Source organism: Senimuribacter intestinalis, from assembly GCF_943192965.1.
GTDB classification, from domain to species: domain Bacteria; phylum Bacillota; class Clostridia; order Peptostreptococcales; family Anaerovoracaceae; genus Senimuribacter; species Senimuribacter intestinalis.
Window position 1 is genome coordinate 15,658 of record NZ_CALPCF010000022.1, and the last position, 26,200, is coordinate 41,857.

Genomic DNA, 26,200 nt, shown 5'->3' on the forward strand with positions numbered 1-26,200 from the left:
ATGAAATCGGTTTAAAGTTATGTAAAATACAAGGAGATGTTTTTTCTGCTTCGGTAAAAGAAACAGAATGCAGTTCACCAATATTTATGAGAAGGTTTATGCATTCTCAGGTGGCACAGCGTATGGATTTTGGCGGTTTTTTGTTTGAAGCCTGTGATACAAATCAGATTTTTGATGAAGTAAATATAGAATTTGGCAAAAGCTCCTATGGCAAAGAAAAATATTCCGAAGCAGAGTTGTATTGGATTGGGTATATTTATCGCTATTGGTCTTACACATATCAAAAGACAAGCAAACAGGTATACAAGTTCATCAAACCGAAAGAACTTCGAGGTCTTTACTATCCGTATCATTCTCTTGACCCCTCACAGGCGATTGAAAGAATTTTAGAGGCTAAAGGAGTAAATGAAAGAGATTTGACTGCAAGAGGCGTAAAAATTATGCGAGATATCATGAAAAACGAGAATAAGCAGTAAATCTTAAGTTCGCTTTAACGGTATTACGCTTTCAACTGGATGCTGACACTGACCAAAAACAAATTTATGAAATCTTAACTTCTTTCACTGCGGGGTGAAGCATATCTATGAAGCAAAACTGTATGATGTAATTCTTTAAGAATCTTGCGCTAGAGGAGATTTTTAAAAATGTTTTCATTGTCGAATAAGCTGGATTTAGAATTGGAAACAGCCGTCAGCTACTGATGGCTGTTTTTGTGTGGGCAAATGTTTAAATTAACTTAATCTTGACAAAAATATGTCGGGGGGGGGTATCATATTTAGGGGAAATCTCCCCAAAGATGTTAAGATTTTTTTAAGAAAAGCATAAGATTTCTTTTCGGGTTTATTTAAGAACTGTACCTTATGATAGAGATGTAAACAAACAAAGGAAGGGTAAAGATGGAGACATTAGAGAACTGTAGGGAATGGGAAAAGAGAATAGGACAGGCAGGGGCGGAAATACTTCCGTATCTTTTACTGACGGGACTTACATTTCTGCTTCTCTATTTGCCTGTCGAACAGGGAGCAATCTTTGGATCAGAAGGGGATTGGTACAGTCAACATGTAGGAGCTGCGGAGGCGCTGAGGCAGACCATGCTTTCAGCAGGGGGGATTTTCCCGCAGTTTGTCGGACTCGGCGGAGGGATTAACGCATACGATTTAGCTTACTACGGACTGCTCAGACCGGACGTGCTTTTGTCCTGTCTGCTGCCAAACGTTGAGATGAAAGAGATTATTTCCGTCTACGCGGCGGTAGGAGCAGTGGCAAGTGTTAATATCACTTATCTCTGGCTAAAGGGGAAAAATTTTACCGTTCGCTTAGCAGCTACAGGAGCAATCTTAATGGCAGCAGCCACATGCTTCTTCCATGCACATCACCAGATTATGTTCATCAATTATATGCCATTTTTGGTGCTGGCGCTGCTGGGAATCGACCGGATTTTAGCGGGAAAAAATGGTTTGCTTTTGACAATCGCCTTGTTTTTCATCTGCATACATAGTTTTTACTATGCGCCGACCTGTATGGTGGTATGTTTTCTATATTATTTACATCAGCTTGTAAATTCGGGAAATACTACGAAAGAGGCATTGAAAATGACAGGGAAAACTGCATTTGCAGTCACTCTCGCTATCTGCCTTGCTGCGGTGCTTCTGATTCCAACCGGACTTGCCATTTTATCGACGGAAAAAGATGCTGGAAGTTTTGCGCAGGAGTCCATCGAAACTATCAACTTATCTTTCAGCGGACTTTTATATCAGCCTTACAGCTGCGGCATGACCTTGATTTCTTTGTATCTGCTGCTATTGTCTCTATGGGATAAGAAAAAACGCTGGCTGACGGCAGTGGTGCTTCTGATTCTTATGGTGCCAGCTGTTTGGTACGTACTGAGCGGATTTCTCTATGCTAGAGAAAAGATTCTGATTCCGCTGGTTCCGTTGATTGTCTGGATTTGCACAGATACGCTGGCAAGGATATTAGAGGGCAAGCAGAAAGCGCTGATGTTGCCGGCGCTGCTTTGTGCCGTACCAATTGTGCTAAGAAAAGAAGACGCGTGGGCGCTGCTAATCTTGATAGATGGACTTGTGGTATTGGCATGGGTGCTCGTTCAGAGAATGGGGAAAATTCCCCAAAGAACAAAGCATGTGCTTACGGCATGTCTGCTGTTGCTTCCTCTCTGTGCCAACTTTGGGGTGAACAAAGAGTTAGAGCACTGGCTGCAGAAAGATGATATGCGACAAAGCTGGTTTTCTTTCGGAGATATTACCATGTTTGCTTCAGAGCCGTTATACCGTTTTGACTATCTCAGCAATAACTACGTCAACAGTAACGTGTTGCCGGACGGTAGTCTGAACAAGACAGCCATGTATTCTTCGGTGACAAGCAGCACCTATGGGAAATTTTATTATGATACGATGGGAAACCCAATCAGCATACGAAATCGGGTAGTTCTCATGCCAAATCAGAACAGCCTATTCAATTACTTCATGGGAATAAGGTATGTTTTGACCGGAGAACAACAGGTGCCTTACGGCTATGAGCCGATTTTCAGGCGAAACGGTTACGTCCTTGCCGAAAATCCCGATGTGCTGCCCATGTGTTACGGCACCGACAAAGTGCTTTTACAGGAGAAAGCAGAGCGTGGGGGAATTAGTGAATTTCCAAAGACTTTGGCACAGCTTTGCGGTGTGAGTGCAGAAGCGCAAAATCCAGAGGAACTCTTTGAAGAAGCATTTCCAACGGTTTACGATGAGAGTGTGCAAGGAAAACAGACGGTACACCTGAAAGAAACGCTGAAGGGCAAAGCCCTTGTCATCAGCCTTCATATAGACAGGAAGGACGACAGGCAGGTGCTCATCAATATCAATGGAATGGCGAATAATCTGTCTTCATGGTATGCGCCGTATCCTAATGAAAACTACGACTTCACTTATGTACTGTCGGATTCTGCAGGACTTTCGGAGCTGGAAATTGCGATGAGCAGGAGCCGCTACAATATCGAGGATATCAAAGTCTACACTTTGGATATTCCGACAGCAGAAGCGCAGGACATTGCGGTGCCGACTCTCGCAGAGGATTTTCAGGCAAACGGCAGCGATATATTTCAGGGAATCGTAACGATGAAGCAAGATGGCTATTTTGTTACATCTTATCCATATAAGAAGGGCTTTCAGATTTTGGTGGACGGGAAAGCGCAAAAGGCTGAAAAGGTCAATACCGCTTTCGTGGGATTTCCACTGGAGAAAGGAAAGCACAGCATTCAAATCAGTTATAAAGCGCCGGGGTTTGCAGCAGGAGCAGCACTCAGCGCAGCGGCGATGGCAATGCTGCTGTTATCACAAATTATAGTATTTTTAAGGAAAAGGAAAAGAGAGAAATGAAGAAATTGCAGGAATCACAAATTGTTCGTTACATTATGACGGGCGGCATGACAACAGGGGTTAACTATATCATTTACATCGGACTAATGGCACTTTCTGTCAACTATTTAACAGCAAACACGCTTGCATGGCTAGGCGCAGTAACTTTCGCCTACTTCGCCAACAGGAAAGTGGTCTTCCACTCCAAAGGAGATAAAAAACAGGAGTTTCTTCAGTTCTTTTCGCTTCGGGCGGCAACTTTGGTCATTGAGAATTTACTGCTGCTGCTTCTGGTAGACTGCATTGGCGCAGGAAGCTTTGTGTCAAAGGTTCTCGTCAGCGTTATCACAGTGGTACTTAATTACTTTGCTTGCAAGTACAGCATTTTTAAACAAAGGGGTGTTTCACATGAATAAGAGAGATTTAATCAGTGTTATTGTGCCTTGCTATAATGAAGAGGAGTCTTTACCTTTATTTTACATTGAAACTGGGAAAGTACTGCGTCAGATGACGGAGGTGGACTATGAGATTATCTTTGTAGATGACGGCAGCAGTGATAAAACCAGAACTATTATGAAAAATTTGGCAGAAAAAGATGAAAAGGTCCGCTATGTAGTTTTTTCCAGAAATTTTGGGAAGGAAGCTGCGATGTACGCCGGGCTCAAAGAAGCCAGAGGGGATTATAGCGTGATTATGGATGCAGATCTGCAGCATCCACCAGCGTTGCTGCCTGAGATGTACAAGGTTGTCAGCTGCGAGGACTATGACTGCTGCGGCGGGCTCCGCCTGAGCCGCGAAGGGGATGGTTTTCTGCGCAGTCTGTTTTCTAAAGCCTTTTACAAAATCAGCAAAGGGCTCACCCACATGGATATGACCGACGGACACGGCGATTTTCGTATGATGAACCGCACGGTGGTTAATGCCATTTTGGAAATGAAAGAATATAACAGGTATATGAAGGGACTTTTTTCCTTTGTAGGATTTGATACCAAGTGGATTGAGTACGAGGGTGTGGAGCGTGCAATGGGATGTACCAAGTGGAGCTTTAAGAGTTTGTTTGCTTATGCATTTGAGGGAATACTTTCCTTTTCAACGGCACCGCTGAAAGCGGCAGGTCTAATGGGAATTTTCCTCTTTCTCGCCGGTATGGTGTTCATGGGATGCAACCTGATACAGAGTATCTGGGTTCCGGGGGCGGTGAGCAGTCTGGACGTGATACTCTTTGTGGTACTGCTTCTGGGCAGCCTGCAAATGTTGTTCATCTATATTTTGGGAGCCTACCTGTCTAAGGATTACCTAGAAAACAAGAGACGCCCCATCTACATCGTAAAGGAAAAAAGCTGCTGATGCAGTAATTACAAGGATTCCAGCGCATCCAGACTGTGGACAGGGCTATAGCATACATGGTTTCGGCAGAGGTAAAAGTCGCTGCCTTCTTCCGGAATCTCATAATTTTTCAGATAAGGAGATACTTTATGCAGTGTCTCCTCTGTTTTTCTTGTTTTCAGCACTACGTCCATCTGAAGATCCCAAAGTCGGCACAGCGTGTCTGTGGATAGGTTTTCTGCGTCAGGCATAGTGCAGATGAGTTTGCCCTCTTCAAAAAGATCCTGGCTGACACTCCAAAGGTAAAAACTATTACCAAAGGGATAATCACTGCAGGCTCTGTCCATGAAAGCAGACTGCTTGTCAGCAATGTCCTCCCAAAAGCTTTCACCGGTAAGAAATGCCAGTTTTTTTGTAATATGAGCGGCGACGGCATTGCCGGAAGGCATAGCCCCATCATAAGTTTCCTTAGGGCGCAGAAAAAGTGCCTCACTGTCGGCAGCATAAAGGTAAAAGCCGCCCTCTTTAGAGTCGAAAAACAGTTTTATCATGGTGCGGCCAATCCGGTCTGCGCGTTCCAAAAAGATAGGATTGAAGGTCGTGCTGTAACATTCCAAAAGTCCCCAGATGTAGCAAGCATAATCGTCCAGCGTTCCCGAAAAGGCATAGTGACCCTGCCGCCATCTGGCAAAAAGTTTTCCCTCATCTTGGAGATGTTTCCAGATAAACTCCGCCGCGGAAAGAGCAGCTTCCAGATAATCAGCATTTTTCAGCTGTCTTGCAGCTTTTGCAAAGGCGGCGATAGCAATTCCATTCCAGCTGGTGAGAACTTTGTCGTCCTTATGGAGTTTGGTGCGTTCTAACCGGTAGTCGTATAAAATTCGCAGCACGTCTTCGTCGGGCAGAAGACCGTGGTCTTTGGTACTCAGAAGATTGGGGATATTTTTCCCCATAAAATTGCCTTGTGGTGTGATGTCGTATTGAGAACAGAAGGCTGCCGCAGGTTCCAGATGAAGAACACTGCGAATTTCCTCCGGTGTAAAGAGGTAATAGGTGCCCTCTTCACCGTCGCTGTCGGCATCTTGTCCACAGTAAAAGCCGCCTTCTGGATCTTTCAGTTCTCGCAGCATGTAGGAGGCGGTTTTATTTGCTACAGTCAGATAAAGGGGAGATTTTGTCTCATAGTAACATTGGCTGTACGCCATGAGCAACAGGGCATTGTCATAGAGCATTTTTTCAAAATGGGGAATAAGCCACTTATCGTCGGTTGCGTATCGGCAGAAGCCGCCGCCAATGTGGTCAAAAATGCCGCCCAGATACATTTGGGTTAGGGTCTTTTCTGCCATAGCCAGGTATTTGTCACCTTTTTTACTTTTCTGCGCCATGAGAAACAGTAGGTTGTGCGCTGCGGGGAATTTAGGACTGCTGCCAAAGCCGCCATACTTTCTATCGAAGTTTTTTACAAAATATGACAGGGCTTCTGCAATAGAATTTTCTGGATTCTGTTTTGTCTGAGGTGCAGCGGCTTCCTGCTTTTGAAGAAAGGCAACTATTTGACTGCCCTGAGTAAGGAGGGAGTCTCTGTCCTCGGTCCATTTTTGAGAGACTGCGGAGAGCAGTTCTAAAAGACCGATTTGACCGTATTTGGTATGTTTTGGAAAATAGGTTCCGGCGAAGAAAGGTGTCCTTTCAGGCGTCATGAAGATAGTAAGCGGCCAGCCGCCGGAACCGGTCATAGCCTGAGCAGCGCGCATGTAGACGCTGTCGATATCGGGGCGCTCTTCACGATCCACCTTGATGGAGATAAAATGGTCGTTTAAGAAAGCAGCAACCTCTTCATCCTCAAAGGATTCGTGTGCCATGACATGGCACCAGTGGCAGGTGGAGTAGCCGATACTTAAGAATATGGGAAGGTCCTTTTCTGCAGCGAGGTCAAAGGCCTCTTCACACCAGGGATACCAGTTTACCGGATTTTCAGCATGCTGAAGAAGGTAAGGAGATTTTTCGTGTTTCAGATGATTCATAATAAAAACGTCCTTTCAAAGCTTTTTATATTCCTTAGTATGACCGATTTAGGGAAATTTAGACAGGAGAATAAAGTGGAGGCTGGTTAAATGAAGACAAAAAAAGAGGCAATCAACAAGACTGCCTCTTAGTTCTTTATTAATTAGCGAATCAGTGTATAAATTCTGATTGCGAAAAGTAATGCGGATATCCACATAACCCAAGGAATATCTTTTACTTTTTTGGTGAGGACCTTCAGAATAACCCATGCCAGAATGCCGAACATGATTCCGTTGGCAATGGAGTAAGTGAATGGCATGAGTACCAGGGCGAGGAACCCGCCGACCACGTCTGCAATGTCACCGTCAAAGTGCATATTTTTCACAGCGCCAATCATCAAAAGCCCAACCCAGATGAGAGCAGGTGCTGTTGCAAATCCCGGAATTGCAAGGAAAATTGGGGAGAAGAATAGTGCAGCAATAAAGAGAACAGCAGTGGTTACTGCAGTCAGACCGGTTCTGCCGCCGTTAGCAACACCGGCACTGGATTCTACATAGCTTGTAACAGTGGAAGTGCCCAGACATGCGCCGACGATAGTACCGCAGGCATCCGCCATGAGAGCGCCTTTTACCTTAGGCAGATTTCCCTTTTCGTCCAGCAGATTGCCTTTGGAAGCAACGCCGATTAAAGTGCCGACAGTGTCAAACAGGTCAACGTAAAGGAAAGAGAATACGATGACAAGGAACTGCACCATGTTTTCGCCAATCCATGCAAAGTCAAAAGAGAAGAATGCAGGGGCAGCTGGGATAAAGCTTGCACCGGAAAAATCAGGGAACAAGGAATACACGCCAGCTTCAACATCAACTGCATACCAGCCGATTGCTTCTGCAATCATACCCAAAATCCAAGTAGCCAGAATGCCGATGAGGATATAGCCTTTAACGTTGAAGTGGAACAAAACTGCGGTCAGAATCAGACCAACAAGTGCAAGTACCACTTGCGGCGTTGCAAAGGAACCCAGGTTTACCAGAGTGGAAGCATCGCCGATGACGATTCCTGCACCTTTGAAACCGATTAAACCGATAAAAAGTCCAATACCGGCAGTAATGCCGTATTTCAGATTAGCAGGCACGTCGTTTACCAGCTTTTCTCTGAAATTGCACAGAGACAGCAGAATGAAGGCAAGACCTTCCACAAGAACCGCAGCCAGTGCGATTTTCCAAGGATCGTTGATGCCTTTTGCAGCAAGGTCATCGCAAACGGTGAATGCAAAGTATGCGTTCAGTCCCATGCCGGAAGCAAGGGCGATAGGGTAGTTGGCAAAGAATGCCATGAACAGAGTTGCAATAGCAGCGGAAACAGCTGTTGCAGTGAAAACACCTGCGCTGTCCATACCGGCTGCTGCGAGCATGCCCGGGTTTACTGCAAGAATGTAAACCATTGAGAGGAACGTAGTGGCGCCGGCGATAACTTCGGTTTTCACATCAGTGCCGTGTTCCTGTAGCTTGAATAATTTCTCCATAGTAGTACGTTTCTCCTTTGTCTTAAAAAATAAAAATAGATATGTCCATTATATATGCTAGAGGGCGCAATGTCCAAGAAAAAATTTGAATTTGGGCAGATTTTGGATAGTTTTGTCGAAATTGGTGCTTGAGTTTGTCTGTGTTCGGCAGTATGATAAAAGCATGAGAATATTAGAGTATATTGTGGGATTTGTCATGAGCCTTGCACTGGTACTGATACTATTGATTACTGCAGTGGAGGCGGTCGTTTATTGGAGTCCCGACTATTTTAAAAGTGAATACGAAAAATATGATGTGACAACGAGTGTGGAGATGGAAATGGATGATTTGCTTCATGTCACTGATGAAATGATGGCATATTTGCGTGGGGACAGGGAAGAACTGCAGGTGCCGACGATGGTTGCCGGGCAGTCCCGCGGATTTTTCAGCGCCAGGGAAATTGCGCATATGGCAGATGTGAAAGAATTGTTTTTTGGTGGTATGATGATAAGACGGTGGGCGATTGTAGTCTTTGTTGTGTGCTTTGGCTGGCTGTTTTTGCGAAAACGGCTTTTGCTGACTCCTAAGTTTTTACTTTGGGGGATTTTGGGCGTGCTTGTGGTCTGTGCTGTCTCCGGCTTGATTGTGGCGACGGATTTTCACAAATACTTTGTCATCTTCCATCATATCTTCTTCGACAACGACCTGTGGCTTTTAGATCCAAAGACGGATTTGCTCATTCGCATTGTACCGCAGCCTTTCTTTGTGGATACAACGCTGCGGATTGTGCTGACTTTTGGCGGATGGCTGGTGGCGGTGCTTATGATTTGCAGCTTTTTCGTGTGGCGGCAGCGTGTGATGCAGCGTCAGTCCCATGACACAAGACGGACTGCGGCGTGAGCAGGACATTTGCCGATTGGACCAGTGTTATAATTCTTTAGTTTTTAGATTTTTGACCGCAAAGCCTTGTTTTGGGCAGATGGCGGTCAGAGTTAAAATTTTTGTTTTTGAGGATTTGACCGTACTGATGCGTTTTATATGAAATGCGGTCAAAATTGGGAGCTCAATGATATTTGCAATTGCAGGGATATGTAAAATAATGGGAGATTCGTTGAATTTGCCTGTAAATATAATACTAAAAATTGGAAATTCGTGTGGATTTGAGGGAGTTTAAGGGGATAGGCAGCATGTTGTTAGCAGAGGAAATGGATTTTATGACCGCAAGTTGGATGATTTGAGCAAATGCGGTCATTTTTGTAAAACAAGAATTAAAAAAATGACCGCAATGTCTTAGAATTGGCATGTTGCGGTCATTTTTGCAAAAACACGAAGTTTATCGAACGTAAACTTTTGGAAGTCTCTGGCCGAAAGCGCAGCAGATTTCGTAATTGATGGTGCCAGTTGCGTCTGCAATGTCGTCGGCAAGGATTGTGTTTACGCCGTCTGTACCCATGATGATGACTTCGTCTCCAACTTTTACGTTTGGAACGTTTGATACATCAATCATGCACTGGTCCATGCAGATATTTCCGGCAATCGGGCAAACTACACCGTTTACGATGACTTTTGCCTGTGCGGAGTACGGACGAGGATAGCCGTCTGCGTAACCCAGGGCAATGGTAGCAATTTTAGATGGTTTACTGGAAATGTATTTTCTGCCGTAGCCCACAGAAAAGTTTTCCGGCACGTCTTTCAGGTGGACGATGTTAGCCTTGACGGACATAACCGGTTTCAGCGCCAGCTGGTTTTTATCTACTTCATGGGAAGGATAGCAGCCGTAAAGGATAATGCCTGGACGCACTGCATCAAAGTGAATGCTCGGCAGTTCCATGATGGAAGCGCTGTTTGCAAGGGTTCTCATCGGCACGTCAACGCCTGCTGCAACCAGTGCTTCGTAAAAACGATTGTATTTTTCTTCCTGCTGGTGGGAGTAGGTCTTGTCGTATGCGTCAGCGGTGGACATGTGGGAAAACAGACCTTTGATTTTGAAACCTGCCAGCATAGCGATTTTCTTAATATCAAAAATTGCGTTATCAATGTCATCTGCAAGATAACCGATTCTGCCCATGCCGGTATCAACAGCGATTAGACCGGAAACAGTTTTGCCTGCTTTGAGAGCGGCGTCGCTGATGGCTTTAGCATTGGAAGCGCTGCAGACCACCGGTGTGATGTCGTATTCTACGATGGTGTCTGCATACATGTCCGGCGTCAGTCCCAGCATGATGATTTCTTCTGTTGCGCCAGCTTGGCGAAGCACGATGGCTTCCTGCAGTGTGGCGATGGCAAAGGTTTTTACGCCGTTGGCACGCAGCACGTTTGCGCACATTACTGCACCGTGGCCGTAAGCGTCAGCTTTGATGACGCCAATCATCTCTTTATCTGCGCCGACTTTTGCTCTGATATTTTTAATGTTGTAATCTAAATTGGTTAAATTGATTTCAGCCCATGCGGGTCTGATTGCGTCCTTATACATAATCTCAAAATCCTTTCTTCGTAATAGGAACTGTGTTTTTAGAAAGGGAAAGGCACTGCCTGTTTCCCCTTTCTACGATTGTCGTATTTGTTAAGCCTGGTGCCAAAGATTGCAGCAAAACCAAATTACAGCTGCGGGGTTCTGTGAATGATATCGTCTCTGCCAGGCCCATTCGATACTAGTGTAATTGGGAATCCAATCTGACGTTCGATTTCGTTGACATATTCCTGGCAGGCTTTCGGCAGATCTTCCCAATTGCGAATGCCGCTTACATCGCTTTTCCAGCCAGGCATTGTTTTCAGTACCGGTTTGGCGGTTTCCAGATAAGTGGTATTCGGGAAATCCTGATGGATTTCTCCATCGATTTCGTAGCCGACACAGATTGGAATTTCATCCAAATATCCGAGCGGATCGATAACGGTTAAGGCAACTTCTGTAGTTCCCTGCATTCTGCATCCATATCTGGTAGCAACCGCATCGAACCAACCAACCCTGCGCGGGCGCCCGGTGGTGGCGCCGAATTCGCCGCCGTCGCCGCCGCGGCGGCGAAGTTCGTCAGCTTCTTCTCCGAAGATTTCGCTGACGAAGGCGCCCGCGCCAACTGCGGATGAGTAAGCTTTTACGACGGTGGTAACTTCTTTGATTTCATATGGCGGGATACCTGCGCCTACAGCGCCGAATGCCGCCAACGTAGAGGATGAAGTAACCATTGGATAAATGCCGTGGTCTGTATCTTTCAGCGCACCCAGCTGTCCTTCCAGAAGGATGTTTTTTCCTTCGGAAATAGCCTGGTGAAGGAAAGCGGAAGTGTTGGCAACATATGGTTTTATCATCTCTTTATATTGCTTCATGGTTTCCATGAGATCGTCAACTTTGAGTGCAGGTTTGCCGTACAAATTGACAATCATCACATTCTTTAATGTGCAGACGTTTTCCAGTTTCTCACGAAGTTTATCCTCCGGCATGAAGAGCTCGTTCACCTGGAAGCCGATTTTGGCGTATTTGTCGGAGTAACAAGGTGCGATACCGCTTTTTGTGGAGCCGAAGGATTTTCCGCCAAGGCGTTCTTCCTCGTATTCGTCCAGCAAGATGTGATACGGCATGACGATGTGGGCGCGATCTGAAACCAGAACTTTTGGCGCAGGGACGTCCCGGTCTGTCAAGGATTTGATTTCCTCAATCAGCTTCGGAATGTTCAGTGCTACGCCGTTGCCCAGAATGCTGGTGGTGTGTCCGTAAAAGACGCCCGATGGCAACATGTGCAGGGCGAACTTACCGTAATTGTTTTTGATGGTGTGTCCTGCGTTGCTTCCACCCTGAAATCTGACGATGATGTCGCAGTTTTCAGCCAGTGTGTCTGTGATTTTACCTTTTCCCTCGTCGCCCCAATTGGCGCCGACAATTGCTTTGATCATAGTGTAACCTCCTATTCGTTCACGTTTAGACGGGTTTTGCCTTACAGATGCGCTCCCCGATTAAACGTTAATTTCAGCAGTGAGACCAAGCAGCGCCTCATTTGCTGATAGAATAGGCTTTATGACCCCGCTGAGAAACTCTGTTGTCTGCTGTGGGGCTCTGCCCACATAGTTTTCCGGTTTCAAAGCCTTCTGTAAAGCCTCTTTTGTTATATGAAAGGCTGGGTCTGCCGCAATACGATCTAAAAGATCATTTGGCTTACCCTGCTCTTTGACAACTTTGCCCGCTTCCATGGAATGTACGCGGATTCGCTCGTGCAGTTCCTGACGGTCTCCGCCGGCTTTTACGGCATCCATCATAATGTTCTCTGTAGCCATAAAAGGAAGTTCTGCCATCAAGTGCGCTTCGATGACTTTCGGATAGACCACAAGACCGTTGGAAACGTTGATATATAATTCTAGGATTCCGTCCACTGCAAGAAATGCTTCGCTGACGGAAATTCTCTTGTTTGCTGAATCGTCCAGAGTTCTTTCAAACCACTGGGTTGCAGCTGTCAGCTGCGGGTTCATGGCATCACTCATGACGTAGTTGGCAAGGGCTGCCATACGCTCTGAACGCATAGGGTTTCTCTTGTATGCCATGGCAGAGGAGCCAATCTGGTGCTTTTCAAAAGGCTCTTCAACTTCTTTCATGTGCTGCAGCAGACGAATGTCGTTGGAAAATTTGTGTGCGGACTGGGCAATACCTGCCAGCACGTTCAGCACTCTGCTGTCAATTTTTCTGGAATAGGTCTGGCCGGAAACCGGATAGCAGCCGGGAAATCCCATTTTGTCAGCAATTTTCTGGTCTAAGGCTTTGCATTTTTCGTGGTCGCCTTCGAAGAGTTCCATGAAGGAAGCCTGACTTCCGGTAGTTCCTTTGGAACCGAGCAGTTTGAGACTGTCCAGAACGTATTCCAGATCCTGCAGGTCCATGACCAGATCATTGAGCCAAAGGGTTGTGCGCTTGCCGACAGTGGTAGGCTGCGCTGCCTGATAGTGAGTATATGCCAGCGTTGGAAGGTCTTTGTAGGTATCTGCAAATTTAGCTAAAGAAGCAATGGTGTTGATGATTTTCTTTTTTACCAGCGTTAAAGCTTCGCGCATGATAATCAGGTCTGTGTTATCGCCAACATAGCAGCTGGTTGCGCCAAGGTGAATGATTCCCTTTGCATCCGGGCACTGCTGACCATAAGCGTACACGTGGCTCATGACATCATGTCTGACTTCTTTTTCTCTCGCCTTTGCGACATCGTAGTTGATGTCATCGGCGTGAGCCTTTAATTGGTCGATCTGCTCCTGCGTGATGGCAAGCCCCAGTTCTTTCTCAGCTTCTGCCAGTGCAATCCAAAGTTTTCTCCAGGTGCGGAATTTCATGTCCGGCGAAAAAAGATACTGCATTTCCTTACTCGGGTATCTTTCTGAAAGCGGACTGGTGTAATTGTTTGTTGACATACGAAAACCTCCCTACGTAATCTATAAAAATAACATATTATTATAGCATTTTACACGGGGAATTTCAAGAGCAGGACTATCGTATTTTTGCAATCATGAAGGATTAACTTAAAACGGTTGTTTTTGGAAAAAGTGTATAAGAAAAAGGCTGAATCTTAACCGAGAATTAGAAAATGTTAAAATAATGTATAAAAGTAATCGGTCAGATTCTCATTATAGTTATGGAAGGCTCATCTATTACTGTTCTCCACCCTAAAAACTTGCGTTTTATGCAAGTTTTGCGTGAAATTGTTTGAATGATTACAAAAAATGCAAGATACGAGAAAGGTCAAGATGAATTATTTATACACTTTTTTTAGAAATTCGCAATATAGGTTGAATCTCTTTACTTTCATAGGTCGTTCGCATATAATTTCTGACAATAAGCGTCAGTTCTTTAAGGCAAACATAATTGGTCTGATTGGTTCCTTGACCAGTGCAATTACATCATTTTTCTTAAAAGCGCCTACATCAGATGCGTGCAAATCAGAAAAGGTTGAGATGGTGCTGACCTTGTATGAGACGCTATCAGATAGAGAAAAGGAGCTTTTTCGAAATAGAATAAGCTAGTGTTGACCAATCCTGCCAGATAACATATAATCAAGGTATATTAATTCAAGGAGGATGAAAGATGAGTTCAAAGGTTTATTTTACAGACATGCATGTAGGCATGGGCGATAGTTTGCTGGACAAGTTTGAACGTTTAATCACAAAAGCAGGCATCGATCAGATTGACTTTCAGGATAAATTCGTAGCAGTGAAACTCCACTTCGGTGAGTTTGGAAATATGGCATTTCTGCGTCAGCAGTATGCTAAGGTGCTTTGTGACCATATCAAGGCGAAGGGCGGCAAGCCGTTCCTGACAGACTGCAATACCTTGTATGTGGGTTATCGCAACAATGCACTGAATCATTTGGATGCAGCATATATGAACGGCTATAACCCGCTGGCAACAGGTGTACATACCATTATTGCCGACGGTCTGCGAGGAACTGATGAACGTGAAATTCCGGTAGAGGGCGGCGAATATGTAAAAACCGCAAAGATTGGTGCTGCCATTGCAGAGGCAGATGTGATTATTTCTTTAACCCATTTTAAAGGGCACGTTGGTGCTGGCTTTGGCGGCGCTATCAAAAATATCGGCATGGGAGCCGGTTCAAAGAAAGGTAAGATGGAAATGCACAGCAGCGGCACTCCGATGATTAACACAGGGGATTGTATTGGCTGCAGCATGTGCGTGAAGAACTGTGCCAACGATGGTGTCCATGTGATCGATGGAAAAGCAGTGATTGATGAAGATAAATGTCTGGGATGCGGCTACTGCATCGCTTACTGTCCAAAGGGCGCTATTGCAACGAAGTGGGACGAAGCAAAGCCGGTGATGAATAGAAAGATTGCAGAATACACCAAGGCAGCCTTAGCCGGAAAAGAAGCATTCCACATCAATATGCTGATAAACGTATCTCCTGACTGCGACTGCGAGGGCGGAAATGATGTTGCGGTAATTCCTGATGTAGGCATGTTCGCTTCCTTTGATCCCATTGCCATCGACCAGGCTTGTGTGGATGCAGCCAACAAGCAGCCAGTGATTGCTGGCAGTGCGGCTGATAAGTGTGCCTGTCATGATCATGGACACGACTACGTACACGGTCACGACGTGTTCAAAATCATGCACCCTGATACTGACTGGGAAGCGGGACTGATTCACGGCGAAAAGCTAGGCATCGGCACCAGAGAATATGAACTGATAGACGTAAAATAATTTTTAAAACAGACAGACAGCAGATGAATCCGCTGTCTGTTTTTTGTGCAGAAGTAGTGCAGGGGTGCTGCGGAAGTCGGCGCCCCAACCTTTCTTACATTTTCCTTACATTTCTTAAATTTTCTCCAAAGTTATAGACGGTTGTGAGATTGTCGTGATATAGTAGTGGAAGAATTAGGAAAGGGGAGAAATATGTTAAGATTAGAACGAGTATCGAAATTCTACTCAAGCGGCGGACTGGTTTCTACAGGGTTCAACAAGATTGACCTAAATTTTGAAATGGGTGAGTTTGTCGCAATTACCGGAGAAAGCGGGAGCGGAAAGTCTACACTGCTCAACGTGATTTCTGGGCTGGATTCCTTTGAGGAAGGCGAAATGTATATCATGGGTCAGCCGACCAGCGGATTTTCCAAAGAGGATTTAGAAGAATACAGAAAGAAATATATTGGGAATATCTTCCAGACGTTTCATTTAATCAACAGCTATACTGTGTATCAGAACGTAGAGCTGGTACTTTTGATGAGCGGATATGACAAGTCAGAAATTCCGGAGCGGGTACGAGAAATTATAGCGAAGGTCGGACTTTCCTCCTACGAGAAAACCAAGGCCTCCAAACTTTCCGGCGGACAAAAGCAGCGCGTTGCCATTGCCAGAGCGCTGGCGAAAGAAACACCGATTATCGTAGCTGATGAGCCGACTGGAAATCTGGACAGTAAGTCAGCGGCGGAAATTATAGAGTTGCTGCACCAGCTTTCTAAAGATAAGCTGATCATCATCGTAACCCATAATTATGAGCAGGTTGAGCCTTACGTGACCAGAAAAATCACTATGCACGATGGAAAAGTGGCAGAAGATAAACGGATAGCAGTGACCATCGGCAGCTGCGGTGATGCGGAGGAGTCTGTCGAAACTGCGAAGGCAGACGGTCTTACCTTAGGAAGTATGGGACGGCTTGGTGTGCGCAATACCTTTAATATTCCTGCAAAATTTTTCCTGCTGCTGACGGTTTTTCTGTTCCTGTGCATGAGTGTAATCAGCCAGTACACATCCTTTAAGAACATGGGGGATATGGATACAGGCGGCTATAACTACTATTTCATGGATACTGACAGAAATAGAATTCTCTTTACTAAAGAGGATAGAAGCGAGTTGACCGAGGACGATTATGAAAAGATTGGAAAAATAGATAATGTAGAGCGAATTATCAAAAATGATCTCATGCTGGATTTAATCACCGATGTATCGGACGATTTTGAAAATGGAGATTTTTACATTACTTCTAAAATAGAAGAAGCAAAGGTTATGGAAGGACAGCTTGTGGAGGGCAGAATGCCGAAATCGTATAACGAAGCAGTCCTGATGATTCCGGAAGGCGGCTATGCTGAGGCGGTTATCGATATGGTGATGAAAGCCGACAAGGTCGATGCGCGCAATCAAAATACAGGAAACAGTATTTTGCGTAAAAAAATGAAAGTCGTTGGCTACGGTTATCTGACCAAAGAACAACAGGAGACTTTAGATGAATCAGATATTTTATATGAAGCTTTATATTGTGTCGGTGAAGAGACTTTGGATGATATCAGATTGACAGTGCTGGAGCACCAGTGCAGCCAGGAGATTGTCTTTGCGGATAACATTTTAAGTGGGGACTCCGGTGCAGGCGTTTTACCAATCAAAGCAAGCGACAAAGTGCCTAAGGGTGAAATTTACGTGCCTGCAGACATTGCTGCGCTCAGTACGGAAAGCGCAGTAGGCAAAACTTTGAAACTGATCAATAAGAGCTTGTATTTTGAAAGCGAAATCAACTTCAGTGTGGGTGCGGTTTACAACCAGAGTAATCTGAAAACTCTCCTTGAAATCGAGAATTTTGAAGAGGTCAGCGGCAGTCTCTTTATCAATCCGAAGGACTATGCAGCCCTGTTTGACAAAGGGAATTTCCAGTCCTCCGTCCGTGTAAAAGACGATAAGCTGACTAAAGAAACAGCGGCGGAAATTGAAAAGGCGGGTTACCACACTTTCTGTGTACATGACGGATATGTGAGCTACGCCGGTGGTTTTGGAGTCATTCTCACTACATTTTACACCATCATGCTGGCGGCAGTGCTGATTGTGCTGTTCTTCATCACTTATTTCATCATTAAGCTAATCTTGAAGTCGAGGAACATCTATTTTTCGACTATCCGTATGCTGGGTGCAAGCAAAGAAAACTGCAGCAGTCTGCTGAAAGTAGAACTTTTTGCAGTGTTCAATATTGCTTACTTTATTTGCATGGGGCTTTTGGCGCTGGTAAAGTTGGAAGTGGTGAAAGTCGCTTATCTGCAGCAGTTGGTGTCTTTCCTTTCTATCGGGGATGTAGTGATTCTGTATGTAGTGCTCTGCCTGATGTCGGTACTTCTGGCGGGCAGATATGCCAGACAGCTATTTAAAAAGACAGCGATGAATGCGTATAAAGAGGAGGTGTAAGAGATGATTCGATTAACAAATGTAAACAAGTATTTTAATAGGAAGAAAAACAACGAAATCAGAGCCATTGACCACACCTCTATAGAACTTGCCGATAAGGGTCTCGTCACTTTTTTGGGAAATTCCGGCTGCGGAAAGACGACTCTGCTCAATGCAATCGGAGGTCTCGACAAAGTTGACAGCGGTGAAATTTACATCGGCGAGGAGAGACTGACCGGTCGTTCTGACGGGAAGAAAGACGAAATCAGGAATGCAAATATTGGATATATTTTCCAAAACTATAATCTCATTGAGGATGATACAGTTTTTAACAACGTAGCGCTGGTTTTGCGCATGATGGGGATTAAAGATAAGAGAGAAATCGAAGAGCGGGTCATGTATATCCTAAAGCGTGTAGGCATTGATCGATACAAAAACCGCCCGGCGAAAATGCTTTCCGGCGGAGAGCGGCAGCGTGTGGGGATTGCCCGTGCCATCGTAAAAAATCCAAAGATTATCATTGCTGATGAGCCGACAGGTAATCTGGACAGTAAAAATACGCTGGAGATTATGAATATTATTAAGGCAATTTCCCGGGAAAAGCTGGTGATTCTCGTCACCCACGAGAGAGAAATCGCGGAATTTTACGCATCCCGTATTGTGGAAATTGTGGATGGAAAAATCGTCAGTGACAGAGAAAATGCCCACAATAGCGAACTGGATTATCGGCTGGAAAACAAAATCTATCTTCAGGATATGCAGGTGCAGCAGGAGCTGGAATTAGAAAATGTGAAGTTAAAATTTTACAGTGATAAGAAGGACCAGCAGCTGGAAATCAAGGTAGTTCTCAAAAACAACAATCTATATATCGAAACTCCCGCTGGAATAGGAGAAGGTTCAGAAGCGGTGGAACTGGTCGATGACCATTACCGGAAAATTTCCAAAGACGTTTACGAGGCGTATGAATTTGACTATGCAAATATGCTGGATCAGAATTTTACGCCAAAGTACACCTCCATTTTTAATCCGGTGACTATGATTGCAGGTGGATACAAGAAAATTTTTTCTTATTCCCTCATTAAGAAAATTTTGCTTGTAGGGTTCATCATGGCGTCTATGTTTGCCGTTTATGCGGTAAGCAGTATTGCTGGAATTACCAATATTACAGACGATAAATTTGTCCAGGTTAATCAGAACTACTTGACGGTGAACGGGGCAAAGGTGACACCGCAGAACTTTAAAAAATACGAAAATATGGATGGCATTGATTATGCGCTTCCGGGCAATTCCCAGGTGAATTTCGCCTTTCCTCTGGATGATTATTACCAGACCAAAGGTGCGCAGGTCAGCTTAGCAGGATCCCTGACAGCTTTGGATATGGTAGAGGAAGAAAAACTGTTGGAGGGCAGAAATGCAAAGGACAGTTCGGAGATTGTCATCGATAGAATCACGGCGGATAGCTTTCTTTCTAACGATATGCCGAAAATGATTGGCCTGCTTTCAAAAGAACAGATTATTGGAAGAAAGGTAACGCTACCGCGTCTGGGAGAATTCACGATTGTGGGAATTACTGATCAGGGAAGCCCTTCAATTTACGCAGACAGAGAGTTTTTTATGGATATTCTGATGGTGCAGGCAGAAATGCGTACGGAAGAAGATTCCGGATACACTGAAGAAAGCGAGGAGGCGATGCCGTTGGTGCTGTCCTACGGACTTCGTGACCGGGAAACGGTGACGCTTGTCGAAGGAGCGGCACCAAAGAAAACCGGGGAAGTGTTGATTCATGAAATGCATCGATACGAGTCAGCTATCGGAAGTAAGCTCGATGTGAAGGTGAATGGTAAGAAGCTGACTGTCTGCGGTTATTACAACGATAAACGCGGTACAGACGCACTTTATGTCAGCAAGAATACAGCCATAGATTATCTGATGGAGGACCAGACAGAGATAGTGCTTTCTCCAAAGGATAAGGAAGCCACCTATCAAAACCTATCGGCGCAAAATGTCAAGGTCACAGATAATTATACTGCCGACAGGGAGTCTTATATCGATAGCTGCAAAAAAAAGATTATCGCAACAATTTTGGTGTCCGGCATTATCTTGCTCGTTTCTCTTCTGGAAATGTATCTCATGTTGAGATCTTCTTTCCTCTCGAGAATTAAAGAGGTCGGCGTGCTTCGTGCAATCGGTCTAAAAAAGAAAGATATTTACAAAATGTTTGTCGGCGAAATCATCGCAATGACTACATTGACTACGATTCCGGGCATGGCGGTGATGGCATACATCTTAAATGGAATTTCAAAGATTCCAATGATCGGAGAACAGTATCTGATGAATCCGCTGGTATTGCTCATCAGCTTTGGCCTTGTGTTTGGATTTAATCTGGTGGCGGGACTACTGCCTGTATTTAACACCATGCGCAAAACGCCGGCAGCAATTTTGTCAAGAAACGACGTGAATTAAGATACACGAAAAAATATGAAAAAGTGGGTTGCCCCTTTTGGGTCAACCCACTTCTTCTTAAGATTGAGATATATTTGGATTAGAATGTACACTTGCTTGTATTTTTCCATATACCGTTCTTTTCAGCTGCTTTGATAAGGTCTTCTCTGAAGTCAGGGTGGGAGATGTTGATTAACATTTCGGCTCTTTCCCAAGTAGATTTTCCTTTCAAGTTAGCAGCGCCGTACTCGGTTACGATATAGTTGGTTGCAGTTCTCGGAGTGGTGACAATTGCACCTGGCGTCAAAATTGGGGAGATCAGTGATTCTTTGCTTCCGTCTTTCAGTGTTCTGGTCGACGGTGTGCAGATGAAACTCTTTCCTCCTTTTGACAGGAATGCGCCCATTACGAAGTCCACCTGTCCGCCTGTGCCGCTAATTTGCTGATGACCTGCAGACTCGGAACATACCTGTCCGTAAAGGTCAACCTGGATGCAGCTGTTGACGGAGATGAAATTGTCGATGCTGGAAATAACGTTAACATTATTTACGTAGTTTACCGGCGCACTGCAGCAAATCGGGTTATTGTCGATGAAATCATATAATTTTTTTGTGCCGCCTGCAAAGGTATAAAGGGCTTTGCCTTTATCTACCGGCTTATTTCCAGTTAATTTTCCTGCGTCAAATAAGTCCACATAAGCGTCCACAAACATTTCAGTGTGAGCGTTGATATTTCTTACATCGGAGTCTGCCAGCATCTGACCGATACAGTTTGGAAGACTGCCGATGCCCAGCTGCAGGGTGCTGTGGCTGTTGATCAGTTCCACTACGTGGGCGGCAATCTGTTTGTCGATGTCTGAAGCGGGCTTTGTTCCAAGTTCTGCCAAAGGTGCATTGGACCCTTCCACGATATGGTCGATTCCGTAAAGGTTTAGCTGTGTCTGATGACCGTGAGCGATTGGCATGTTCTGGTTGACTTCTACGATGATTTTCTTTGCACTTTTAATAACGCCCCACATGTCAGCAACCTGCGGTCCCAGATTGAAGTTACCGTGGCTGTCCATTGGCGCAACTTGGAAGAATGCGATGTCAATGTCGTTTTCATTGTTGACCCAGTAGTACGGCAGTTCATTGAACAGCATTGGGATGTACCAGCATCGCCCTTCTTTGTTCATTTGTCTGTCAAATGCGCTGAAATGGGCTGAGGCAAATCTTACCTGTTCGTTGGAAGAAGTTGCCTGATAAAGCTTAAATGGTTCTTTTCTGAGGGCTACCGTGCTGAGCACTTCAATGCCCTTTAGTTCATCTGCGCGCCTTGCAAGAGCTTCGTCGATATCATTGACAACACCGCAGCCTGTTCCATAGTGGATACGAGTGTTATTATGAACCATTGCGGCTGCTTCGTCCGCAGTAATTAGTTTCTTCTGGTATTCTTCTGCAAGTGAAGATACTTTGTACATAATGTTCCTCCCTTATATAAAAACGTCCTAATTCAATGACCAGCAAACTTTTCGGTGCACAGGCACGGTGACTCAGCATGGCATCGTTATTTCGTCTGTTAAAGTTTGTCTAGTTTTTAACAAATCCTTCCTCTATTCTACTACATTGTCAAATAATTATCAACCCCTAAATTACAAGTAAAGAGAAAACGATGGTGAAATCAGCAAAATAAAAATGACTATGCCTGTAAATTTAAGGGGGATTAAGTCAAACTGAGCGGATTTTACAATAAAATTTTTCCTGTGTATTTATTCCAGTTTTCAATCTTACATAGACTGATTACCAAATCTGTCTTTCTTACGAAAAAAGAGATCTGTTTTTGCAGAGTTTGAAATCTTTTTGTGAAAGCGTGCAATCTTCCATAAAATAACATTAACTTTGTAGAACTTTGAAAAGACATTGAATTTCTGTCAAAAAAGTGGTATGATAAAAAAGTGTTCGTTAAGGACACTTCTTTAAACTGAATACGCCTCCGTAGTTAAATGGATATAACAGTGCTCTCCTAAAGCATAGTTGTGGGTTCGATTCCCGCCGGGGGTACCACTAGAAAAGCTGAAAACCTTGAATTATCTGGGGTTTCGGCTTTCTTCTTTTTGCCTTTACTCTTTTGGAAAACGAACGACCATTATATTCAAATTTTAGTTTTGATGTCAAGATAAAGACTTTTGAGGGGGATTGCGTGCTAACATTTGTGAAATGTTTGCTTTAAGAGCTGTCTGGTGATAGGGGGCTTTAATTAACTTCGATACTTGTATGTCGCTGTCTTCTATAATTTGCATCTTCTAGCAGTTTAACAGCAGCGGGGTTGCCGGAAAGTAATGCAAAATAAAGTGCCTTGTCCGCAGGAACGGGGTGTAGTATAATACATATAGTCAAGAGGACGAAGGTTTAAAGCGGTTACCCCTCAGAGAGGGGGTGTTACAATGACGGATTATGAAATCTTAATGGTTGTATTTACAGTCTTAGGAATAGTAGTATCACTAATCATTGCTTACATAAAAAAATAGCCGCTCCCATCGATCAAAATGTAGCGGCTAAGTCGTAAAACTTTGGTAACCGTTTTTTCCGGTTTCCTCTTGACACCAATATACCACGAATGAAAAGATTATGCAATAGTCAATTCACCCTGCCATGTGCGGGCTTTTTATTTTTAAGGTCAGAACATCAGAAGTACTACAAAAAAACCTTAAATGCCTTAATTTTTCAGAGGTTTTAAGGTTTTTGCGCAAAGTGCTATCTTACTATAAAGTGTTATTATGATTATATATCCTCGGACATATCATTCCAGTAGTCAGTATCAAAAAATTCTGATGGTGTTAAACCAAAGTAATCAATAATATCAAACAAACCTGTTACTGACGGTAACGATCTGCCAGATGTAATTGCTCTAATATAGTTTTTATTATGCCCAAGGTCGTAAGACATTTGATATTCAGAGACCTTCATTTTTAGTCTCAATTCTGTGATGCGTTCACCAATATATTTTGCTTTCATTACTGCCACCTCCATTTTCATTATGATAACTTTTTTAAAAAATATGATATCGGGCTGAAATGTGGCTTTTTTGTAAATAAGCCGGTAATAATTCTCTATTTTTGTGTTTTATATATGGAATAAGGAGATTTAAACTACCAAAATGATCTTTAGTCAGATTGTTTTCTTTTTTGGCAAATTAGCTGCATGATATTCAGCAGTATTACCATGTCTTCTTCATCAAGTTGTTCCATATATTCCATCGCTTTTCTAATCATTTGCGGTCGTTCATTGTCAAAAAACTCTGATGGCGTTAGTCCGAAGTATTCGATGATATTAAATAATCCTGTTACTGATGGCAATGAGCGACCGGAAGTGATTGCTCTGATGTAATTTTTGTTGTGTCCTAAATCATAGGACATTTGATATTCAGAGACGTTCTTTTTTAGACGTAACTCCGTTATGCGTTCACCGATAAAACTTACATTCATATTCGTACCTCCCTGTGATATAGAATAACTTTTTTATAAGCCTTGTTATCGGGCTGAAATGTTGAATTTATTTTGAAATATCTAGTAAAAATTGTTTTTTATCGGGCTTAAATGTGGTATAATTCTTTTTAAGATTCTTATAAACTCATAACAACGTCAATACGGTATTGAATTGCAGTAATTTGTGCACAGGATAGTGAAAAGTCAAATTGTAATAGGAGAATATTATGAGAAAAGAAGCAGATTTTCTAACGCAACATCGGCAAAGAACGCTGGGATTAAAACAAATGGAAAAAATTTCAATGACGGACTATGGAAAAGAAGAATTTCAGTTGTTGGCAACATTATTAGAAGCAAAAGAATCGCAATTTCTGAAAAAAAGAAATAACGAGCGATATCGAGTGCTTACAGAAGTATTATACCCGTTACTTTATGAAATTGCGTGGATACAAGGCGGGCATATCATATTAAATGTTGACGAGCAAGAATTTATTGGGACTCTGACTTATATAGGTGACGAACTTATATTGGATAATGATATGGGTTTGTCAGATTTTGTTGCAATTATATCTTCTGCAGATGATATTTCTATTTCTATGGGAGATAAGGGATTGGAAATTAATTTGATGTTCAAATTGTATGACAAGGTACAAGTTACGGATTGTTCAGAGGAAATTTCAAACATAGAAGAAAAAATTCGGCAGCATAGACTAAAAAAAGCTGAATTGCAAATTTGCCATACAGAAGAGCAGTAATAGTGAAATGAATTTTTCTATTGACAGGGGGTGAAAATTGTAGTATAGTTAGTCAGAACTAACTATACTAACTAACTAACGCCGAGAGAAACGAGAGGCGGTTTTATTTTTAGAGATGGGTTAGTTGAAACTAACCAATGACGAAGAACAACAGGAGTTGATACAGGAGAACGGAAAATGGAGAACTATTTGATCGAGCACTGCTCACCAACGCTGGCATCACTAAAAACAGCAAATTTATTTAACTATAGATTTGAATCGGAACAGGCATTATACGGTTACATTAGAACTTTAAATAGTGAGTTATCGTTGAAAGGCGTTTCTGTTGCAATTCTTCGAAAGTTTGATCATAGCGCACTGATCTATGTCTATCGTGAGAAAAAACTGCAGGAAGACCTTAACCGCCCTGGAGCAGCAGAATTTTTGCGGGAGCAGGGATATGAGGCATTTACGCCGAGCAGCGCCATTGCAAAGCTGCGCCAAAGATTCATAGAAGAAGGAGACTTTCCTCATGAGATTGGATTGTTTTTAGGTTATCCGCTGGGTGATGTGGTCGGTTTTATAGAAAATGCAGGCAGAAACAGTAAATGCAGTGGCTGCTGGAAGGTTTACTGCAACGAGTGCGAGGCTGTGAAACTGTTTGCAAAGTTTGATAAATGTAAAATGGTCTATAAACGGCTTTTTTATGAAGGCAAGTCTTTGCTGCAGCTCACTGTGGCTGTGTAAATATATAAAATGAAAGAAAAGAGGTATAAAACATGAGTAAGATTGCAGTCGTATATTGGAGTGGAACAGGAAATACTGAAAAGATGGCAGAGCAGGTTGTTGCCGGAGCAGTAGAAGCTGGCGCAGATGCAACGCTTTATCGTGCATCAAAGTTTTCTGCAGATTTGATGGATCAGTATGAGGCTGTCGCCTTCGGCTGCCCGTCTATGGGAGCAGAGGAACTGGAAGACAGCGAATTTTTACCGATGTTTGAACGGTGCGAGAAGAAGCTTGCAGGAAAGAAGATTGCACTGTTTGGCTCATACGGATGGGGCGATGGAGAATGGATGCGCAGCTGGGAAGATCGCTGTATTGAAGATGAAGCTGTCATTGCGTGCTCTTGTGTAATTTGCAATGAAGCGCCAGATGCAGATGCGGAGGCTGATTGCAGAGCTCTTGGCAAAAGCTTGGCTTAGTTATTTCTGCTGATATATATGACGGGGCTGTCTCAAATAAAACGAGACAGCTTTTTTCGGCTTTAGGTCAGCGAACTGGCTTGAAGCAGTCAGTCAGTCAGGTTTGGGTATGGGAGTAAGCTTAGCAGACCGAAAAATAAGATATGCCGGTGATTTGCCCGCGCCAATTTTGAGCTTGATCTCTGTATACATGGCGCGGACCTATGAGAAAGTGCCAGATACAAAAGCTTTTTAAGAAAAAATGGCGGCGGCAGAACAGAATGCAGACAGATAGTCGGAAAAAATTTAGCACCCTACAACAAAATATCAAAAAAGTAAGTACCAGGCGGCAGGCGCGCGCCAGTTTTTTAGAAAATGAATCCCAATATGGCGTTTGGCGGATGGCTGACGCCATGTATACAAAAAAACGCTTAGAAGATGGCATTTTTCATGGGGTGAACGCCGGATATCCAAAAAAATCTTGAGACTATTGTTCTGGTCAAGCAAAGTTGTAATAGCAATGTGGCATTTACATAACTTTTGCTGGCGGCAGACCATCGTTGTAGG

The 26,200-nt window shown here is 43.7% G+C and carries 20 protein-coding genes and 1 tRNA gene; 13 read left to right on the forward strand and 8 right to left on the reverse strand.

What is annotated here, in order from left to right; all coding sequences use genetic code 11:
- The first annotated feature begins 86 nt into the window (after window positions 1–86).
- The 4 genes from NFR88_RS14060 (at window position 87) to NFR88_RS14075 (ending at window position 4,703) form a co-directional block, all read left to right on the forward strand.
- On the forward strand, window positions 87–476 hold the full coding sequence (locus NFR88_RS14060; RefSeq protein ID WP_251616928.1) for an antitoxin: 390 nt from the start codon (window positions 87–89) through the stop codon (window positions 474–476).
- Window positions 477–896: 420 nt separating this feature from the next.
- Window positions 897–3,377: a YfhO family protein gene (locus NFR88_RS14065; RefSeq protein WP_251616936.1), complete on the forward strand. Its 2,481-nt coding sequence runs from the start codon at window positions 897–899 to the stop codon at window positions 3,375–3,377.
- Window positions 3,374–3,772 (forward strand): GtrA family protein, encoded by a 399-nt coding sequence (locus NFR88_RS14070; protein ID WP_160201906.1) that lies wholly within the window; start codon window positions 3,374–3,376, stop codon window positions 3,770–3,772. Before NFR88_RS14065 ends, NFR88_RS14070 begins: the two co-directional genes overlap by 4 nt.
- Window positions 3,765–4,703, forward strand: a complete 939-nt coding sequence (locus tag NFR88_RS14075) for a glycosyltransferase family 2 protein (protein ID WP_160201905.1) — start codon at window positions 3,765–3,767, stop codon at window positions 4,701–4,703. Before NFR88_RS14070 ends, NFR88_RS14075 begins: the two co-directional genes overlap by 8 nt.
- Before the next feature lie 8 nt (window positions 4,704–4,711).
- Here NFR88_RS14075 and NFR88_RS14080 read toward each other — a convergent pair whose 3' ends face one another.
- Together NFR88_RS14080 and NFR88_RS14085 are read right to left on the reverse strand one after the other, a co-directional pair.
- Entirely contained in the window at window positions 4,712–6,706 is a 1,995-nt protein-coding gene (locus tag NFR88_RS14080) for a thioredoxin domain-containing protein (protein ID WP_251616938.1), read from the reverse strand.
- Window positions 6,707–6,849: 143 nt separating this feature from the next.
- A complete protein-coding gene (locus NFR88_RS14085) occupies window positions 6,850–8,208 on the reverse strand; it encodes an NCS2 family permease (RefSeq protein ID WP_160201903.1) in 1,359 nt (452 codons plus the stop codon).
- Between the two features lie 163 nt (window positions 8,209–8,371).
- Between NFR88_RS14085 and NFR88_RS14090 the strand changes: the two genes are divergently transcribed.
- Entirely contained in the window at window positions 8,372–9,088 is a 717-nt protein-coding gene (locus NFR88_RS14090; RefSeq protein ID WP_160201902.1) for a TIGR01906 family membrane protein, read from the forward strand.
- A 433-nt stretch (window positions 9,089–9,521) separates the two neighbouring features.
- Here NFR88_RS14090 and alr read toward each other — a convergent pair whose 3' ends face one another.
- From alr to purB, 3 genes are all read right to left on the reverse strand, one after another.
- Window positions 9,522–10,661, reverse strand: coding sequence for an alanine racemase (alr, locus tag NFR88_RS14095; RefSeq protein ID WP_251616941.1), 1,140 nt, complete (start codon window positions 10,659–10,661; stop codon window positions 9,522–9,524).
- 125 nt (window positions 10,662–10,786) lie between these two features.
- Window positions 10,787–12,076, reverse strand: coding sequence for an adenylosuccinate synthase (locus NFR88_RS14100; protein ID WP_160201900.1), 1,290 nt, complete (start codon window positions 12,074–12,076; stop codon window positions 10,787–10,789).
- A gap of 60 nt (window positions 12,077–12,136) precedes the next feature.
- A complete protein-coding gene (gene purB, locus NFR88_RS14105) occupies window positions 12,137–13,570 on the reverse strand; it encodes an adenylosuccinate lyase (RefSeq protein WP_251616948.1) in 1,434 nt (477 codons plus the stop codon).
- A 670-nt stretch (window positions 13,571–14,240) separates the two neighbouring features.
- On the opposite strand from purB, the gene NFR88_RS14110 reads away from it, so the two are divergent.
- The 3 genes from NFR88_RS14110 to NFR88_RS14120 all read left to right on the forward strand — a co-directional run bounded on the left by NFR88_RS14110 (window position 14,241) and on the right by NFR88_RS14120 (window position 20,276).
- On the forward strand, window positions 14,241–15,371 hold the full coding sequence (locus NFR88_RS14110; RefSeq protein WP_251616949.1) for a DUF362 domain-containing protein: 1,131 nt from the start codon (window positions 14,241–14,243) through the stop codon (window positions 15,369–15,371).
- Between the two features lie 192 nt (window positions 15,372–15,563).
- Window positions 15,564–17,834: an ABC transporter ATP-binding protein gene (locus NFR88_RS14115; RefSeq protein WP_251616953.1), complete on the forward strand. Its 2,271-nt coding sequence runs from the start codon at window positions 15,564–15,566 to the stop codon at window positions 17,832–17,834.
- Window positions 17,835–17,837: 3 nt separating this feature from the next.
- Window positions 17,838–20,276: an ABC transporter ATP-binding protein/permease gene (locus NFR88_RS14120; RefSeq protein WP_251616956.1), complete on the forward strand. Its 2,439-nt coding sequence runs from the start codon at window positions 17,838–17,840 to the stop codon at window positions 20,274–20,276.
- A 79-nt stretch (window positions 20,277–20,355) separates the two neighbouring features.
- Here NFR88_RS14120 and NFR88_RS14125 read toward each other — a convergent pair whose 3' ends face one another.
- On the reverse strand, window positions 20,356–21,714 hold the full coding sequence (locus NFR88_RS14125; RefSeq protein WP_160201894.1) for an acetyl-CoA hydrolase/transferase family protein: 1,359 nt from the start codon (window positions 21,712–21,714) through the stop codon (window positions 20,356–20,358).
- Window positions 21,715–22,222: 508 nt separating this feature from the next.
- Between NFR88_RS14125 and NFR88_RS14130 the strand changes: the two genes are divergently transcribed.
- A tRNA-Arg gene (locus tag NFR88_RS14130) sits at window positions 22,223–22,297 on the forward strand.
- Between the two features lie 717 nt (window positions 22,298–23,014).
- On the opposite strand, the gene NFR88_RS14135 is transcribed toward NFR88_RS14130, so the two are convergent.
- Both NFR88_RS14135 and NFR88_RS14140 read right to left on the reverse strand, forming a co-directional pair.
- Complete coding sequence (locus tag NFR88_RS14135) at window positions 23,015–23,248, reverse strand: helix-turn-helix domain-containing protein (RefSeq protein ID WP_251616959.1); 234 nt, start codon at window positions 23,246–23,248, stop codon at window positions 23,015–23,017.
- A 149-nt stretch (window positions 23,249–23,397) separates the two neighbouring features.
- Window positions 23,398–23,718 (reverse strand): helix-turn-helix domain-containing protein, encoded by a 321-nt coding sequence (locus NFR88_RS14140; protein WP_160201892.1) that lies wholly within the window; start codon window positions 23,716–23,718, stop codon window positions 23,398–23,400.
- A gap of 227 nt (window positions 23,719–23,945) precedes the next feature.
- Here NFR88_RS14140 and NFR88_RS14145 point away from each other — a divergent pair, with 227 nt between their 5' ends.
- The 4 genes from NFR88_RS14145 to NFR88_RS14160 all read left to right on the forward strand — a co-directional run bounded on the left by NFR88_RS14145 (window position 23,946) and on the right by NFR88_RS14160 (window position 26,118).
- Window positions 23,946–24,473, forward strand: a complete 528-nt coding sequence (locus NFR88_RS14145) for a hypothetical protein (protein WP_251616962.1) — start codon at window positions 23,946–23,948, stop codon at window positions 24,471–24,473.
- 177 nt (window positions 24,474–24,650) lie between these two features.
- Window positions 24,651–25,199, forward strand: a complete 549-nt coding sequence (locus NFR88_RS14150) for a DUF3793 family protein (protein ID WP_161909161.1) — start codon at window positions 24,651–24,653, stop codon at window positions 25,197–25,199.
- A gap of 32 nt (window positions 25,200–25,231) precedes the next feature.
- The gene (locus tag NFR88_RS14155) at window positions 25,232–25,654 is read left to right on the forward strand and encodes a flavodoxin (RefSeq protein WP_251616965.1); all 423 of its coding nucleotides are present in this window, start codon (window positions 25,232–25,234) and stop codon (window positions 25,652–25,654) included.
- A gap of 203 nt (window positions 25,655–25,857) precedes the next feature.
- Window positions 25,858–26,118 carry a hypothetical protein gene (locus NFR88_RS14160; RefSeq protein ID WP_251616968.1) on the forward strand — a complete coding sequence of 87 codons (261 nt, stop codon included), beginning with the start codon at window positions 25,858–25,860 and terminating at the stop codon, window positions 26,116–26,118.
- Window positions 26,119–26,200 lie beyond the last annotated feature (82 nt).

Excerpts from the sequence above, each read along its gene's own strand:
- NFR88_RS14060 (WP_251616928.1), top strand. The coding sequence starts at position 87 with ATGAGAAGGTTTATGCATTCTCAGGTGGCACAGCGTATGGATTTTGGC.
- NFR88_RS14065 (WP_251616936.1), top strand. The coding sequence starts at position 897 with ATGGAGACATTAGAGAACTGTAGGGAATGGGAAAAGAGAATAGGACAG.
- NFR88_RS14070 (WP_160201906.1), top strand. The coding sequence starts at position 3,374 with ATGAAGAAATTGCAGGAATCACAAATTGTTCGTTACATTATGACGGGC.
- NFR88_RS14075 (WP_160201905.1), top strand. The coding sequence starts at position 3,765 with ATGAATAAGAGAGATTTAATCAGTGTTATTGTGCCTTGCTATAATGAA.
- NFR88_RS14080 (WP_251616938.1), bottom strand. The coding sequence starts at position 6,706 with ATGAATCATCTGAAACACGAAAAATCTCCTTACCTTCTTCAGCATGCT.
- NFR88_RS14085 (WP_160201903.1), bottom strand. The coding sequence starts at position 8,208 with ATGGAGAAATTATTCAAGCTACAGGAACACGGCACTGATGTGAAAACC.
- NFR88_RS14090 (WP_160201902.1), top strand. The coding sequence starts at position 8,372 with ATGAGAATATTAGAGTATATTGTGGGATTTGTCATGAGCCTTGCACTG.
- alr (WP_251616941.1), bottom strand. The coding sequence starts at position 10,661 with ATGTATAAGGACGCAATCAGACCCGCATGGGCTGAAATCAATTTAACC.
- NFR88_RS14100 (WP_160201900.1), bottom strand. The coding sequence starts at position 12,076 with ATGATCAAAGCAATTGTCGGCGCCAATTGGGGCGACGAGGGAAAAGGT.
- purB (WP_251616948.1), bottom strand. The coding sequence starts at position 13,570 with ATGTCAACAAACAATTACACCAGTCCGCTTTCAGAAAGATACCCGAGT.
- NFR88_RS14110 (WP_251616949.1), top strand. The coding sequence starts at position 14,241 with ATGAGTTCAAAGGTTTATTTTACAGACATGCATGTAGGCATGGGCGAT.
- NFR88_RS14115 (WP_251616953.1), top strand. The coding sequence starts at position 15,564 with ATGTTAAGATTAGAACGAGTATCGAAATTCTACTCAAGCGGCGGACTG.
- NFR88_RS14120 (WP_251616956.1), top strand. The coding sequence starts at position 17,838 with ATGATTCGATTAACAAATGTAAACAAGTATTTTAATAGGAAGAAAAAC.
- NFR88_RS14125 (WP_160201894.1), bottom strand. The coding sequence starts at position 21,714 with ATGTACAAAGTATCTTCACTTGCAGAAGAATACCAGAAGAAACTAATT.
- NFR88_RS14135 (WP_251616959.1), bottom strand. The coding sequence starts at position 23,248 with ATGAAAGCAAAATATATTGGTGAACGCATCACAGAATTGAGACTAAAA.
- NFR88_RS14140 (WP_160201892.1), bottom strand. The coding sequence starts at position 23,718 with ATGAATGTAAGTTTTATCGGTGAACGCATAACGGAGTTACGTCTAAAA.
- NFR88_RS14145 (WP_251616962.1), top strand. The coding sequence starts at position 23,946 with ATGAGAAAAGAAGCAGATTTTCTAACGCAACATCGGCAAAGAACGCTG.
- NFR88_RS14150 (WP_161909161.1), top strand. The coding sequence starts at position 24,651 with ATGGAGAACTATTTGATCGAGCACTGCTCACCAACGCTGGCATCACTA.
- NFR88_RS14155 (WP_251616965.1), top strand. The coding sequence starts at position 25,232 with ATGAGTAAGATTGCAGTCGTATATTGGAGTGGAACAGGAAATACTGAA.
- NFR88_RS14160 (WP_251616968.1), top strand. The coding sequence starts at position 25,858 with ATGAGAAAGTGCCAGATACAAAAGCTTTTTAAGAAAAAATGGCGGCGG.